This is a genomic window from Herpetosiphon sp. NSE202, from assembly GCF_042688385.1.
Taxonomy (GTDB): domain Bacteria; phylum Chloroflexota; class Chloroflexia; order Chloroflexales; family Herpetosiphonaceae; genus Herpetosiphon.
Map to the genome: position 1 here is coordinate 269671 of NZ_JBHUPY010000001.1, position 15776 is coordinate 285446.

At 51.7% G+C, this 15776-nt stretch carries 11 protein-coding genes; 2 read left to right on the forward strand and 9 right to left on the reverse strand.

All coding sequences use genetic code 11. The annotated features are described in order from the left end of the window. Positions 1-328 precede the first annotated feature (328 nt). Positions 329-2059, reverse strand: coding sequence for an FAD-dependent oxidoreductase (locus ACFMKP_RS01125; RefSeq protein ID WP_382288276.1), 1731 nt, complete (start codon positions 2057-2059; stop codon positions 329-331). 174 nt (positions 2060-2233) lie between these two features. On the opposite strand from ACFMKP_RS01125, the gene ACFMKP_RS01130 reads away from it, so the two are divergent. After that, entirely contained in the window at positions 2234-3130 is an 897-nt protein-coding gene (locus ACFMKP_RS01130; RefSeq protein WP_382288279.1) for a LysR family transcriptional regulator, read from the forward strand. Positions 3131-3167: 37 nt separating this feature from the next. On the opposite strand, the gene ACFMKP_RS01135 is transcribed toward ACFMKP_RS01130, so the two are convergent. From ACFMKP_RS01135 to ACFMKP_RS01145, 3 genes are read right to left on the reverse strand one after another with little or no spacing between them, the layout of a single operon-like run. Further along, positions 3168-3833 carry a DUF6915 family protein gene (locus ACFMKP_RS01135; protein WP_382288281.1) on the reverse strand — a complete coding sequence of 222 codons (666 nt, stop codon included), beginning with the start codon at positions 3831-3833 and terminating at the stop codon, positions 3168-3170. Further along, positions 3833-4918 (reverse strand): hypothetical protein, encoded by a 1086-nt coding sequence (locus ACFMKP_RS01140; RefSeq protein WP_382288283.1) that lies wholly within the window; start codon positions 4916-4918, stop codon positions 3833-3835. Before ACFMKP_RS01140 ends, ACFMKP_RS01135 begins: the two co-directional genes overlap by 1 nt. A 17-nt stretch (positions 4919-4935) precedes the next feature. Beyond that, entirely contained in the window at positions 4936-6021 is a 1086-nt protein-coding gene (locus ACFMKP_RS01145) for a hypothetical protein (RefSeq protein ID WP_382288285.1), read from the reverse strand. A 113-nt stretch (positions 6022-6134) separates the two neighbouring features. On the opposite strand from ACFMKP_RS01145, the gene ACFMKP_RS01150 reads away from it, so the two are divergent. After that, on the forward strand, positions 6135-6596 hold the full coding sequence (locus ACFMKP_RS01150; RefSeq protein ID WP_382288287.1) for a hypothetical protein: 462 nt from the start codon (positions 6135-6137) through the stop codon (positions 6594-6596). A gap of 303 nt (positions 6597-6899) precedes the next feature. On the opposite strand, the gene ACFMKP_RS01155 is transcribed toward ACFMKP_RS01150, so the two are convergent. The 5 genes from ACFMKP_RS01155 to ACFMKP_RS01175 form a co-directional block, all read right to left on the reverse strand. Then, entirely contained in the window at positions 6900-8747 is a 1848-nt protein-coding gene (locus ACFMKP_RS01155) for an arylsulfotransferase family protein (protein ID WP_382288288.1), read from the reverse strand. 116 nt (positions 8748-8863) lie between these two features. Next, positions 8864-11740: a GAF domain-containing protein gene (locus ACFMKP_RS01160; RefSeq protein WP_382288290.1), complete on the reverse strand. Its 2877-nt coding sequence runs from the start codon at positions 11738-11740 to the stop codon at positions 8864-8866. 4 nt (positions 11741-11744) lie between these two features. Beyond that, entirely contained in the window at positions 11745-13379 is a 1635-nt protein-coding gene (locus tag ACFMKP_RS01165; RefSeq protein ID WP_204754900.1) for a response regulator, read from the reverse strand. Positions 13380-14011: 632 nt separating this feature from the next. Next, entirely contained in the window at positions 14012-14377 is a 366-nt protein-coding gene (locus ACFMKP_RS01170) for a hypothetical protein (RefSeq protein WP_382288292.1), read from the reverse strand. Between the two features lie 36 nt (positions 14378-14413). Continuing rightward, a complete protein-coding gene (locus ACFMKP_RS01175; RefSeq protein WP_382288294.1) occupies positions 14414-15706 on the reverse strand; it encodes a cation:proton antiporter in 1293 nt (430 codons plus the stop codon). Positions 15707-15776 lie beyond the last annotated feature (70 nt).

The window sequence follows — 15776 nt, forward strand, 5'->3', positions numbered from 1 at the left end:
AGAACATAGAGCATAGAACATAGATGTACTGGTACATCAGGTTAACCACGGCTTGATCCTCACCCCCCAACCCCTCTCCCACGTGGCGGGCGAGGGGCTTTCATCGCGTGGTTCTCCCGCACGGCGTGGTGAAAATGGGTGCTCCCCCTCGCCCGCGTTTTCGTGGGAGAGGGGGCTGGGGGGTGAGGGGACACGGTTGCCAATCCAATGAACTATTACACATAGAGCATAGGGATGGGGGATTAGGAGATTGGGCTTATGTTGATCCACGAAGGACATAAATTATATAGCCTTCGTGTCCTTCGTGTCCTTCGTGGATTAAAAATAGTTATTCAACGAGCCTTCCAGCCACACTGTATTCTTGTTGGTTCAAAGCTGCTTGCACTTCCGCGCTGGCGGTTGGAATTAACTCGGTTGTAAGCTCAAGCCGTAGCTGTTCAGTTTGATCGCGATACGGCTTGATGACGATTGTGCGTTGCCATAATGGATCAGTTGCCGGAAAATCGCTGCGTTGGTGTGCGCCACGGCTTTCTGGTCGCATCAAGGCTGCCAAAATCGTGGCTTCTGCGGTCAACAACATTGATTGTAAATCTAAGCTGGCGGCCAAATCGGCTGCTCCAACTGAGCGTTGTTGGGCTTGCGAGCGCAGCGTATGCAGTTGATCAAGGCTGGCTTCGAGCGTTTGTTCGTTGCGAACCACGCCTGCGCCGTGCCAAACCAGCTGCTGCAATTGATCGATCAGGCTGCGCTGGAAATCGCCTGCTTGCTGGCTAGCCCACGCCAAGCGTTCAGCTGCTTGCTGAATTTGCGCCGCTTGGACTGGCTGCTCGCTGTGTTGGCGCACATATTCGGCAGCATGCTGAGCTGCAATCCGCCCAAAGACTAAAATTTCGGCCAAACTATTGCCGCCCAAGCGATTGGCTCCATGCACGCCAGCGGTTACCTCGCCAGCAGCATACAAGCCAGCAACATTGGTCGCATGGCTAAATGGATCGACCTTCAAGCCACCCATCGAATAATGGGCGGTGGGCGCAATTTGCATGGCCTCGCGGGTAATATCAACGCCCACAGCTTGAAATTGCTCAACCATCCGTGGTAAGCGTTCGTGAATTAAGCTTGCTGGCATGTGGCTAATATCGAGCCAAACCCCGCCATGCTCGCTGCCGCGACCCTCAATAATTTCCGTGTAATTGGCCAAGGCCACGCGGTCGCGGGTCGATAATTCCATGCGTTCGGCATCGTAGCGCTGCATAAACCGCTCGCCATGGCGGTTGTAGAGTCGCCCGCCTTCGCCGCGCACTGCTTCGGTTACCAAGGTTCCGGCCAATTCATGCGGGAAAATCATGCCCGATGGGTGGAATTGCACTAATTCCATATCAGCCAAGTGTGCGCCAACGTGCAAGCCCAAAGCCATGCCATCGCCAGTATTTTCGCGTCGCCGCGACGAGGAGCGTTGGTAAATATGAATATGGCCGCCCGTTGCCAAAATGACAGCGTTGCTTTCAATCACAAATTGGCGTTGATCGGCCAGCCAAAAGCCATATGCGCCATTGACCCGATTGCCAGTGTGCAGCAAATCGCTGATATACGCTCGTTCGAGAATTGGAATTTGGCGGCGCTCAACTTCGCGCATCAAGGCATTAATAATCTCAAGTCCCGTGTAATCGCCAACAAAGCTGGTGCGGCGATAACGATGCGCGCCAAAATAGCGCTGATCGATCATGCCAGTGCTTGTGCGGGCAAATGGCATGCCCCAAGCTTCCAATTCGGCAATGGCCTGCGGCGCTTGTTGGCAGAGCAATTCGACCATGCGTGGGTCGCCGAGCATTCTGCCCTCTTGCAAAGTGTCGGCGGCGTGAATCGCCCATGTATCTTCAGGATCGACCGTCGCCAAGGCAGCGTTGATGCCGCCAGCAGCCAAAACCGTGTGGGCATCGGCTTTTGGCCGCTTGCCAACCAACAAAACCTTCAAGCCTTGGTCGTGCAACTCAATTGCTGCCCGTAAACCAGCCCCGCCTGTGCCAATCACCAAAACATCGCTTGTGTAATGCTGCCGCATAACATACCTCGTTGTATAGCATGAAGCCTTAGCGCAATCAATCAACGATTGCCCCGTATTGCGCCAAGGCATGTAGTTGTTGCTTACTCTACCGTTAACAAATCGCTACGTCTAAGATATGATTGCTTTATAAATCATAGTCTGAGGCTATCAAATATTAATCAAGGAGCGACGATGGAATTTAGTCAATTACGCTATTTTGAAGCGGTGGCGCGCTTGGGCAACGTGACCAAAGCTGCCCACGAACAGCATATTGCCCAGCCTTCGATGAGCAAAGCGTTGCAAGCTTTGGAACAAGAAGTTGGGGTGCAGTTGTTTGATCGGGTTGGGCGTGGGGTTGAGTTGAGCGATGCTGGCCATGTGCTATTACCCTATGCGCGGCGGATCTTGGCCGAAATTCAGGCAGCGCGCCAAGCCTTGCAAGCCCGCGCCGATCTGACGGTTGGCCATGTTTCGTTGGGGGTTACGCCAACGGTCGGAACGCGGCTAATTCCGCAGGCCTTGGCCGCTTTCAATCGGCGCTATCAGGGCATTCAACTCGAATTGCACGAGGCTGGAGCCAGCGAGTTGGTCGAATTGCTCAATGCAGGCGTGGTTGATCTAGCGATTGTTTCAGCGCTTGTGCATGGCGTAGAATCGACAACCTTGCTGAGCGAGCCGCTGGTCGTGGCGGTTAGTCAGCAGCATCGCTTTGCTCAGCGCCAGAGTGTTGTGGCTAGCGAGTTACGCGATGAAGGTTTTATTTTATTTCCGCAGGGCTACGAATTGCGCAATTATACCTTGCAACTCTGCGAGCAGGCTGGCTTTGCGCCGCAGATTGTGCTCGATGGCGGCGAGATGGATACAGTGGTAAGTTTGGTGGCAGCAGGTTTGGGCGTGGCGGTTGTGCCGCAATTGGCCATCGATCAGCGCATCGGCTTGCATGCCTTGACGATTGCTGATGGCGGCTTGCAACGCACCTTGCGGCTAATTCGCCATAGCCAACGCCAACCTTCACCTGCCGCGGCGGCGCTGCATCAGGTATTGCATGAATGGGTCAGCCAGCATTATGCCCAAGCATCAATTGGATAGTTGCTCACCCCGCGCCCATAGAGTGAGCAACTATTATTTAATCAAATTGGCGTGAAAGCGCTTTAGCTCCTTGGCTCATCCATGGCTTAACCGGCGTGAACTTGAGCACTTCGAGCGGCGCAGGAATATAGCCGCCACACAGGCGGTTGATAATCGCTTCGGCAATAATGCGGGTCGGAAACTGCTTGGCATCCGATGAGCGTTGCCACAGCACGCCTAAAGTTTGCTCGCACAAAAAGGCTGCAAATGTATTTAACACCAACAATTGATAATGGGGATCGTCGCCATAACGACTTGGCCGATTGAACCATGTTTCAAAGTCTACATAATCGCTTTCGAGGCCGCCAAAGCGTTGCAGGCAAATTTCAGTAATTCCAGCCTTCGGGCGCAGCCATGCAGGCGTGCTGGTGCTGGCAAACCATTGCTCAAGGCTTGGCACTATGCCAGCAAAATCTTCTTGAATATGCTGGATGGCGATTAACTCGGTTGGCACAGTTTGTTGATCGGATGGGCGTTGCCAAACCTCGCCAAAGATTGCTAGACATAATTCGATGCCATAGGGTTGATGCAACAACATACGATGGCGTGGATCGATACAATAGCTTTTGCTGCTATCAAACCAATGTTCAATTGGCCAATAATCTTGCCAAATGCCGCCCCAGCGCTGGGCCGCACTGCGCGCGTGATAATAGGGATGCGACATCAATAACTCCGCCGTTGGCCATGCCAAAAAGCCACATCAATGGTTTGGTGTTGTTCTTTCGGCAAAGACATCACATACAAGTCAGGATCGGTAGGATGCGGCGTGAGCGAATAATTGTCATTAAGCAAGCCTTGGGCTTCCATTTCGTCGTAATCGTAGCTCGTCCAAATCTCGCCTATATGGTTGACAACCGCCTTCGCAACATCCAGCCGATAAATTCCATATTGTTGATATTGGGAGATTGCCTGAAACCAATCAAAATTCATGATGTCCCACACCAAGCGCTCTAATTCTTGGTTGACAAAGCCTGCCCCAAACGATTTGGTTGTGCCATCGGCAAGGGTATAGCTTTGATAGCCAATTTCGCCCTCATCTTCATTATTGTAGGTTGCCCATTCAACGGCAACAACTTGTTCGGCATGGCATAGCTCAAGCAAGCGTTGGCTCGGGTTGCTGGCTGGCGCAATCAAGGCTGTATCGAGTTGGAGCGGTGGGTCGAGCAAGCCACAGCAAATTTCATAGAGATCCCAATAATTCAGCAGCCAATCATCCCATGGTTCAAGTAATTCGGTACGAATTTCTTGAGCGAAGCGCTGAGCCATTGCCAAGGCTAGTTGCTGGTTACGAGTTAAGCGGGCTTCAGCAATTTGGGCGATTAAACTCAATAATGGCCATTCTTGAAGGCTTGCTTCGCGTTGATAGAGCTGGATACATTCGCGATCGTTGCCGAGCCAAAAGTGGGCTTCGAAGATTTGCACTTGATAATCAGCATAAGCGCGGCGGTCTGCTTTGGCTGCTTTGTGTAATAATTGCTGATAGAGAGTTTGCATCGCTGCCTGATCGCCTGCTAGCCGATACCAATTGATCCGCGCTGCTTCATAATTTTGCAGATTAGGCTGTTTCTGCGCGACTTGGCGCAAATAATCAGCGGCCTGTGGTTTACGCAAATAATATAAACAGCGAGCAAAATCTGGTCGGTTCAAGCCATAAATTTCGCTCTCGGCTTGGGATTGCTTGTATATTCGTTGCGCGGTATCGAGCAAACGTTGGCGATTCAAGCGCAGGGTCGGATATGCTAATTGCATAGGTTCTCCACTCAAAGCTAATAACTCCGTTGCTCGCCATTCCAATGCGCCAGATCGACCGCTGGGCGCAGTTCATCGGGCAAATACATCACATACAAATCTTGGTTAACTGGGTGTTGGATGACGGGATGCGGGATTGCGCTTGGCTCAAATTCAGCAAACGCCCGTAAATCTTCATACTCGTAGCTGCTCCAAATCATGCCTAAATAGCTGATTTGGGCGGTTTGCACATCAAGCCGATACACTCCATATGGTTGCTGGCCCGCAAAGGCGTTCGACCAATCCTCATTAACTACATTCCAGACCAAGCGCTCTAATTCTTGGTTGGCGAGGCCTTGATGAAACGGCGCATTGCTGCCATCGGCAAAGTGATAGTTACAAAAACCCTCATCAGCTTCATCATTGTTGTTGTAGATTGACCATTCGAGCGCGACGATCTGGTGAGCTTGCAATAGCTCGATCAAGCGCTGCGCGGGATTTGGGCTTGGTTCAAGCACGGGTGCATCGATGCTCAGTGGCGGGTCGAGCAACTGACAACTAAGCTCATACAGATCCCAATAATTCAGGGGCGAATTGTGCCATGGTTCGCTCTGCTCTTTACGAATTGCCATGGCTAAACGTTGAGCAACTTTCAAGGCATGTTGGGCATTGCTGGTTAATCGCGCTTCCGCCAATTGACTGATCATGTTAGCGCGGGGCATGGCTTGTAACAAGGCCTGTTGTTGAAAGCGTTTGATACATTCACGATAATCGCCTATCCAAAATAAGGCTTGAAAATAAATCCAGGCATAGTTTTTTTGCTCCCATTGACTTACATTAACTGGCATGGGTGGCAGTTTTTGAAAGCATGCGTGCATGGATTCCCAATCCCCAGCCATGCGATAGAAATTTAGGCTGACAATCTGCTGATTGATCGTGATTGGTTGTTGTTGGGCTGCTTGGCGCAAATAGCTCGCTGCCTGCGGATCACGCAAATAGTACGTGGTTCGGGCTAGGCCAACAAGCTGATATGTTGCAAGCTGATGCGTGGCTTTCGCTGAGATTTGCTGAAAATGATTGCGTAAACTAAGCGTATCAATACGCAGGGTGGGATATTCAGGCATAGGCCGTTGCTCTCGCTAAATCAATCGGCCTAGCTATACCACATACTTGTGTCAAATACTGTCACATTGTATGCTAGCTGCTTAATTGCTGAGAATTTAGGGAGGACTATGCAATGCAACGAATTTTAGTTATTTTCGGCTGTTGGCTTTTGTTGAGTGCTTGTGGCAGCAGCCAGCCAACGGCGGTGGTTGCTAATGCCACCCATCAAACTGCCCAACAAGCACCAGAAAGCGTGGTGCATTTGTTGGGCGAGTTGAGCGTTAATCAGCGTTATGCTGAAATTGAGCCATTGTATACGCCCAAAGCACGGACTGGCTTTACGATCAATAATCAACAATCTTTTGCTGCTGGCTATGGCGGGCCATTTCGAGTCCATGGGCCAATTTATTCAATGACTCATGAAGCACCTCGCTATATACAGGCCGATTATGCCGCGATCGAAGTTCACTATTTTTTTGATCTTAGTAACACTGTCTCGCAGACGAGCCAGTTGCTGCTGCAAAAAATCGATGGGCTTTGGTATATTTGCCAACACATTGATCGTGAGCAAGCGATTCCAGCGCGTTGTGAATAGCTGTAATGGTTTATTGGGTTAACGATCCCCTCACCCCAACCCCTCTCCCACGTGGCGGGCGAGGGGCTTTAACACCCTGGTTTTACCGCCATTCGTTATCTATACGGGTTGCTCCCCCTCGCCCGCCACGTGGGAGGCACTGCATAGATAGCGCCCTGCCCAGCAAACCCGATATGGAGCGCTCCCCCTCGCCCGCGTTCAGTGGGAGAGGGGGCTGGGGGGTGAGGGAACATGGTTGCCAATCTCATGTATCAGTACAAGTAGCAGCGCGGCTTAGTCGATTGCCGCGCTGCGCTGTAAGCGTTATTGGATCTTGATGCTTGGCAAATACACGCGATTTGGCGTACAGCTATCGCTGGCTAAAAAGGCGATTGCCGATGTGCCTAAAACTGTGCCTTGGCTATTTCGCGCCCGCACTTGGACAAAGCAGTGAGCATTATTAACCACACTCGTGCTGGTTTCAAAACTGGTTTTGGGGGTGGTATTTTGCAAACTCAAGCTTGCACTGGTTGGCCCAGTATAAACCAGATAATCGGCAACTTCGGTCGCGCCATTCCAGCTGTAGTACAAGGTTGTGCTGTTGCCATGGCTTTCGGGCACGAGGGTTGGCGGCCACGTCGGTTGGCCCTGCCATTCGTAGCGTTTGGCTCGATAGCTGACGATTGGCTCGACTGTGGTTAACTCGAAAACTGGCTGGCCAAGCGCATTAAACTCGGTATAGAGGGTGCTTGTGCTGCCCCAACCAACGCCTGTATTGCCGTTATCAAGCCGTTGAGCGCTGCCCATGGCTACGCCATATTGATCGGGATTGGTGCGAAAACTCTTGACTAAGCGAGCTGTTTTGTTAATTTCATCGAGCTTATATTCCATAGCCATTGAGAAGGCATTGGCGCTTGGTGGCAAGCTATTCCAATTGTTGTAGAGCATAATATTGCCATTGGCTAAGCGCCGAATATCGTGCTGATGAAAGAAGCGTGGACTATTATCGAGAAATTGAAATTGATTGCCCTCGCCACCGAAGCGCCAAATAACCGCTCCCGTTTGGCGATTGATTTTGGTAATTTCATCAGTGTGGCGGCTGGAGATCAACCAATGGCCATCAGTATCAACCTCAATCGCATTGCCATGAATATAATCAACCGGCGCGCTGCCCGCCAAACTATGGCTACTATCGCCAACTGGAATATGCTCAGATGAGCGCCACTGAAAAACGACATTGCCCGCCGCATCCAACTCCTGCAGCACTAATTCAGTCAGGATTGCATTTTGCTCGCCGCCATACGGGCTTAAATCATAGGGAATATTGGCGTAAATCATAAAAATGGCATGATTATCGGGGGTCAATAACAATTCATGGTAATCAATTTGATAGCCATTGCCAGCTTGATAGCTTGCAACTTCTTGATAGTGTTGATTGAGCACGTGGTATTTGAGGGTTGAGCTATCGTAATAGGTGAGCCGATTTGGGCCAATTTTGCGAAAATCGAGCAAGAAATCGCCAGCTCCCGCTCCATGATGATAAATCGGCGCGCCAGTGTTATCCAGCATCAGCAAATAGCGATTGGGCGTAACATCACTGACCCAATCAAATGGGCTAACGAAAATATAGCCAGGCGTATTGCTGATGGCTAAAGTGACGGTTACTGGCGGAATATTGAAAGGCACGGTGCGCAGCATTTGCATGCCGCCTGTTGGCTGGGCTGAGCTAGTTGGTTTGCTAGCTTGTTCGGCGCGCAGTTGTTGGCTAGGTTTTGGTTGTGCGACCAAGCGCTCCACGATGCTAAACGACCATTGTTGTTGATCAAGGGCTTCGATTGTCGGGCTTGTGATGCTGACCTGCACCGTTTCGCCAAACGCAAAAGCTGTGGTTGGTTGAAAAATGATGGTGCGTTGATCTTCGGCGAGCACGACTTTGCCTTGATGCAAGCCGCTCTGCGAGCCAAGCACCTGAAAATCAAGCGTTGCTGCTGCGGCTTTGGTTAAACGCGGCCCGAGCCGAATTGCAATCGTCGTGCTTGGGTTGACCGCCTTGGCAGATGGTGCAGGGTCGCGATACTCAATCCTGGGAGCCGCTTGGGCTGGTTGGCGCGGGGGGAAACTGAAACTCAGCATCACGATTAGGACGCAGGCGCATCCAAAAAATTGTCGCATTGCTTGCTTCCTCCTTAGGCTAAGCAACCCACAATTGGGTTGCCGTAAGGTTTAAGCGAGCATCAAAGGGGCGATGCTCATAAAAAACAGGGCAGGTTGGGCTGCCCTGTTTGAATTTATTTATGTTGGGGAAGGTAGACGTTAAAGATTGTGCCTTGGCCAATTGCGCTTTGCACCTCGATTGTGCCGCCATGCTCATCGACAATGCTTTTGGTAATTGCTAGCCCAAGGCCCGTGCCCTCAACTGGCGAATCAATATCGCGCTTGACACGATAGAAGCGCTCGAAAATATGCGGCAATGAGTCTTCGGGAATGCCCAAGCCACTATCTTGAATTTGCACATGCACTTTGGTATCGCCATTGCTCGCTTTGACCAACACCTTGCCACCTGCTGGGGTGTATTTGATCGCATTCGAGAGAATGTTGGTAAATACTTGGCGCATCCGCGATGGATCAGCTAATAATGGCAAGCTTGGCGGAATTTCTGGCTGGACGCTAATTTGGCCTTGCTTGGCCCTCAGCTTCAATTCATCGATTACTTCGCGCAGCACCACCGACAAATCGGTTTCTTGCGGCGAAATGCCGATGCCTGCCTCGATTTTGCCCAAATCCAGCAAATCGCTAATCAAGGCGGTCATTGCGCCAGTGTTGCGCACAACTGCTTGCAAGGCATCGCGCTGCATCTCGTTGACTGTACCCATATGGCCATCTGCGACCAATTGGGCATAGCCTTGAATTGCGGTCAATGGCGATTTAAGGTCGTGCGAAACCATCGAAACAAAGCGGCTCTTGATTTGGTCTAGCTCTTTGAAATGGGTAATATCTTGCAGCACAATCACTTGGCCGCCTAACGAGCTGTTTTGCAAGGGCGCGGTGTTCACCGCATAATAGCGATTGTTGATTGCGATTTCTTTGCTCTCCTGATCTTCGCGGCGGGCCAAGATTGCCAACATAGGGAAGAAGGTGAGCAACGGTTGGTTGACCAAGCGATTATGCGAAACCCCAGCAATCGCGCCAGCAGCAGGGTTGGCAACCACAATTTGGCCTTCATCAGTCAGTAAAATGCCGTCGCTGACCGATTCAATCACTGCTGCCAAGAGCGTGCGCTCCTCGGAAGCTGTCACATACAGCCGCGCGCTTTCCATGGCAACTGCTGCTTGGCCCGCCAAGGCGGTCAATAGTTGGCGTTCGTAGGCATCGAAGGCATCGCGGCGCTCATCGGCGGCAATCAACAAGCCGTTAATGCCATCGCCAAGCATCAGCGGCACGCCAATCCAGCTTTCGCCCAATGGCTCTTCGTTATTGACCAAAAGCTCAATTTGGCTGCCAGCAGAGGTCAACAGCACAGGCTCCTGATCGTTCAGCGCAGCACTAATTGGCCCAAGCTTCAACAGCGGTTGCTCTTGGCCATTAATCAACGAAACCAAGGGCAAGGTTCCGCCTTTATCATCAACATGCAACAGCGCAACCATCGGCGCGGCCAGCATTTCTGCACAGCGATAGGCCACTTTGCGCGCCACTTCCAGCGGATCAAGCGAGCTAGCCAATTCGCGGCTGGTCGAATTCAAGCCCTCTAAATCAAACACCCGTTGCTCAAGCTCGGCAAACAAATTGGCATTTTCAATTGCCACTGCTGCCTGAGCCGAAACCGAGCGCACCAACTCCAAATCGGCAGCGCTGAAATGATCGATCCGTGGGTGGGTCAAGGTCATCACGCCCAGCACTTGATCTTCGCGCAGCAACGGCACCGCCAAAGCCGAACGCACGCGGCCACGAGTTGAGGGCAATTCAACCCAGCGTTTATCAACTCGCACATCGGCGATGCGCGCGGCTTCGCGCTGGCGAAACACCCAGCCCGAAAGCCCAGCTTGCAACAAGGCTGCCGCCACCGATTCAGTCACCGATTGATCCATGCCATAGCGGGCGACGATGCGCTGAGTGGTGCGGCCATCTTGCGATGAAATGATGATGCTGCCGCGCTCTGCATTAACTGCGGCCACTGTGTGTTGAATAATCCGCGAAAGCAATTGGTCGGGGTCGAGCGAGCTAGCCAATTCGCGGCTAATGCCATAGAGCAAGCGCAAACGGTCGCGCTCTTCGCGCACTGCATTAAACAGCCGCGTATTGACCAAGGCCATGCTCAAGGCATTGCCCAAGGAAATTAAAAATGGTGGCGACCAGGCTTGGGTTTTGCGACTCGAACCAACCAGCACCAGCGACATTAAGGCTTGCGGGCCTGCATCGAGCGGCAATGCGCCCCAAGCAACTTTGCCGCCGACGCTACTACAAATGCCTTGTAGCAATTCGTAGGGCATCTCAGCCAGCCAAGGCGGGCGATCTTCCCACACAATCGTTGCTTTGCTCAACGGGCTGGGTGGAAACAATTCGGCTAATTGTTGAATAAGTTGCTCATTCAAGCCAACGTGTCGCCATAAATGCCAGCGCATGCCATTTTCGGCAGCGGTGTAGAGCAAGGCCACTTGAGCGCCTGTCGATTCGGCAATTGCGCTGAGCGTGGCATCGGCCATCGCGACCGGCTCCAACGAACGGCCCATTTGGCGGGCAATCGCTGCAATCGCGGAAAGCTCAGCGGTGCGTTGACCATCGGCGCGGCGTTTGGCAACCGCTGCCGAAGCGCGGTTTAAGGCAGCCTGCACGGTTGGCAGCGAAAAGGGCTTCAAAATATAATCGTAAGCCCCAAGGCGCAGCGCCCGAGTGGCACTTTCCAGCGAACCATAGCCAGTCATGACGATAATCGGCATGTCTGGGCGATTTTCGCGCACCCATTGCAACACCGTATAGCCATCAACATCAGGCATTGTGACATCAGTCAGCACGACATCAACGTCGCTTGCTTGGAGCGTGGCAATTCCGGCAGCACCCCCAACCGCGGTGGTAACGCTGTAGCCTTGCCCTTCCAATAACAACCGCAACTGGCCACTTAAACGTGGTTCGTCATCGACCACCAAGATCTGTAATGGCAACTCATTCATCGGATTAACCAATCAACAATTCATCGGAATCAAGATCGGGCGATTGGCTGCGTTGGGCGGCAACTGGAATGCGCAAGGTAAAGTTCGAGCCTTTATCCACGGTGCTTTCGACCGAAATTGCGCCGCCAACTTGTTGCAAAATTCCATACACAACTGAAAGCCCAAGCCCAGTTCCCGTCACACCTTTAGTGCTAAAGAATGGCTCAAAAATACGTTCGCGATGTTCAGGCGGAATCCCAATGCCTGTATCTTCAACATTGATAAAAATTTGGCCTTTTTGATGCGCCGAGCGAATGGTCAATTTGCCGCCATCGGGCATCGCATCAATCGCATTGCGCACCAAATTGATCAGCACTTGCTTACAGGCATCGCTGCTAATATTTGGCGCTGGCAAATCGGTTGCCAATTCTTGATAGAGTTTAACATTGGCTTTATCAAGTTGCGGCTTGGTAATGTGCATCAATGAAATAATCAAATGATTGAGATCAGGCGGCACACCATCATTATTGGGCTGGTAAAAATTAACCAAGGTATAGAGCAAGCGCGCAATCCGCGCCACTTCTTCATCAAGCCCTTGCACCAAATCGCCAAGCGCGCTGCCAGGCGTGTGTTGCTGCGCCACCAACTCTAAGCCCGAGCGAATAATCGCCAATGGATTGTTGATTTCGTGGGCTAGTGAAGCCGCCATGCGGCCCATGCCCGACAATTTTTCGGCCTCGACCAAGCGGCCTTGGGTTTCGCGCAGCGTGCTGTAGGTGCGGGCATTGTGCAAGGCAATCGAGGCATAGTCGGCCAGCATTTGCATCAAACGCTCATCGCCTTCGTCGAAGTTGCGCCGATGGGTGGTCGCGGCAACCGTCAACACGCCCAAGGCTTCGGTGCCAACCAACAACGGCACCATCAGCACAGCTTGGGCCAAATAATTGGCTTGCACGCGAATCCCATCGCGCTCGGAGTTAATTCGAATTGGCTTGTTGGTTTTGATGGTGCGGTTTGCCAACTCATAATCGGTATGTTTGCTCAGCTCGCGCAAGTGCAAGGGATTAATATTATGCGAAGCCCGCACAACCAACTGATTATCATCAATTAATTGCACAAAACCTTCGTCTGCATTCGAAAGAAAAACCGAGGCTTCAACAATTCGTTCCAATAAATTGCTGGCATCGAGTTGAGCGGTCACAGCCTTACCCACGCGATGCAATACGGTTAATTGGCGCACTTGGCCTTGTAATTGGCCCAGCAAAATTTCTTTTTCACGTTGCAAACGCCACTCACGTAGCGCCCGATCAATTGCCTGAGCAACATCTTGCGGCTCGAAAGGCTTGATCAAATAATCGCGCACGCCCATTTTGAAGGCCGTCACGGCAATCCGTTCCGAGCCTTCAGCGGTCATGAGCAAAATTGGCACAGTGTTACCATCGGTGCGCAGCTTGCGCAGTAAATCCAACCCTGTGGTATCAGGCAGTTGATAATCGAGCAAAATGAGGTGCGGATGATGCTGGCTGATTGCGTTCAGCCCATTTCGCCCAGTTTCAGCCAACACGACCTGATAGCCCAGCGAACGCAATTGAGCCTGAAGTTTCACCCGAATTGCTTCACTATCGTCGATTACTAGAATCGTTTCTTGACCACTTGCCATAGGCTCGCCGTTCTACAATGCTCAACAAGGAGATTCTCGCCAAAATCATACGACAGAGAAGCGTAGAACGCAAGGACGGATTGGCCGAAGGATGAAGGATGAGGGATGAGGGATGAAGCCAAAGGCGAAAATCAGAAGGCAAAAGGCTACAGGCTCTTGGCTATCGGCCATGGGTTGGTATAGCAAAAGTCAGAAGTCAAAGAGCAGAAAGAATATAGAACAGAGAGCATAGAACATATGGAGTTAAATTTAACACAGAGGCGCAGAGTCAAAATGGCTTTGGGCTTTGGGCTATCGGCCATGAGTTGGCAACGCGGGTAGGCCCTCACCCCAGCCCCTCTCCCACTGAACGCGGGCGAGGGGAGTCCCCGTTTTACTGACCAATTGCGCAAGAACCATGGCATGAAAGCCCCTCGCCCGCGCCACGGGAGAGGGGTTGGGGTGAGGGGATCAGGCGGTGGTTAACGCAATGAACCAGTACAACTTTGGGCTATCGGAGATTGGTTTGCAATTCCAACCCATGTTCCGATATCCAAGAGCCTTCAGATTCTAGCCCTTACTTCGTGTTCTTCGTGCCCTTCGCGGTTTCGAAACTTCCTGACCCCTAGCCTCTGACCCCTGACCCCTCGCACTTACTCAAAATTGCGTGTGCCGCCAAAGACCCGTCCAACCGGCATTGTCACAATAAAGCCTGTATTCGGTTTATTCAGCGAGCCAGTGATTTGCTCGGTGACTGCGACCAAATGCTCAACTTGGCTGCTTTGTACCACGCTGAGCAGCGTAAAATGGTGCATCTCATCGTCCTCAAGCAATTCGCGCAACGAGGGAAACAAGGGCGCATCATCACGATACAGCGCATTGCCAATTCGGCCAAGCCCAGTGCTACGCAGCACCGTCACGCCGCGCACCCCTTGTTCTTCCCACGCTCGCAACACCTCATTTAAGAGATCAACATCATTTAAAATAAAGATCAATGTTTCTAATTGGCCTTGATTCATGGCAATTGCTCCTTTGATATAACACTGACGAGAATTTTAGTTGGGTTGCGGGCTTGGCGTTTCGGTTTTGGGCGTTTGATCGTTGCCAAACGACCAACGTAAGACCAATGGCGTAACTAAGGTTGTTACGAGCACCATCAGCACGGTCATAGCAAACACATCTTCGCCAATAATTCCTTGGCGAATGCCGACGCTAGCGACAATTAAGCCAACCTCGCCGCGCGAAATCATGCCCAAGCCAACCTGCAACGATTCTTTATTATTCATGCCGCCAAGTTTTGCGCCCAAGCCACAACCAACAATTTTGGTAGCGATTGCAATCAGGCAAAGCAAGGCTGCAAAGACCACCAAATCGCTTGGTAAAGCAAAAATATTGGCGTGCAGGCCGATGCTGGCAAAGAAGATCGGCACAAAGAAGGCGTAGGTCAAGGTTTGCATGCCATCCTCAATGCGGTTGTGATATGGCGTGCGGCCAATAAATACACCAATTAAAAATGCCCCAGTAATGGCGGCAACGCCACCCAAAGCTTCTGCACTCCAGGCTGCAAGCAGCACCAACACAATCGCGCTGCTCACCAGCGGTTGGCTAATGGGTAATTTGGTAGCTTTGCGGATGAGCCATGGCAACGCGCGCAGCCCAAAAATGCTCATCACCACAAAGTAGAGCAGCATTACACCCACGATGCTCAGCACCGTCATAATGCCGCCGCCACTGTTAGCAGTCAAGGCCACAAAAGTCGAGAGCAGCACAATCACCAAAACATCATCGACAATTGCCGCGCCAAGCAGCGATAAACCAACCCGCGAACGCAATTTGCCAAGCTCCAGCAAGGTTTGCGCCGAAATTGAAACGCTGGTGGCGGTCAGCAAAATGCCAATAAATAGGCTTTTAGTAAATGAATAGTTGTTGGGCCAGAACCAAGCCAGCGCAAAACCACCAAGCAACGGGCTGATCACGCCCAGCACGCCTGCGATCGTCGAAACTTTGCCCGCTGCCAAGAGATCAGGCAATTTGACTTCGAGTCCAGCCACAAACATCAAGAAAATCACGCCAATTTCGGCAATTTCAAAGACGGTTGTTTGTAAGTGTGGGCTGGTAAAAAAGCCCAGTTGTAAAAAATTCAGCACACTGGGGCCAAGCAAAATTCCCACTAAAAGCTCGCCTAAAACTGCTGGCTGTTTGAGCTTGGTGCTGATAAGCCCGCCAATTTTGGCAGCGGCGATCAACACCGCCAACGCTAGCACCAACTGCAATAGCGGCGACATGCCATCCCCAGCAGCAGCGGCTGGCGCTGGGGCAGCATTGGCGTGAACCACGATCAGCGACATGCGCATCTCCTTTTTTGGTTAATTTGGGCTAGTGCCAGCAAATATAACCAAAACTAAACTAAAAAAGCCG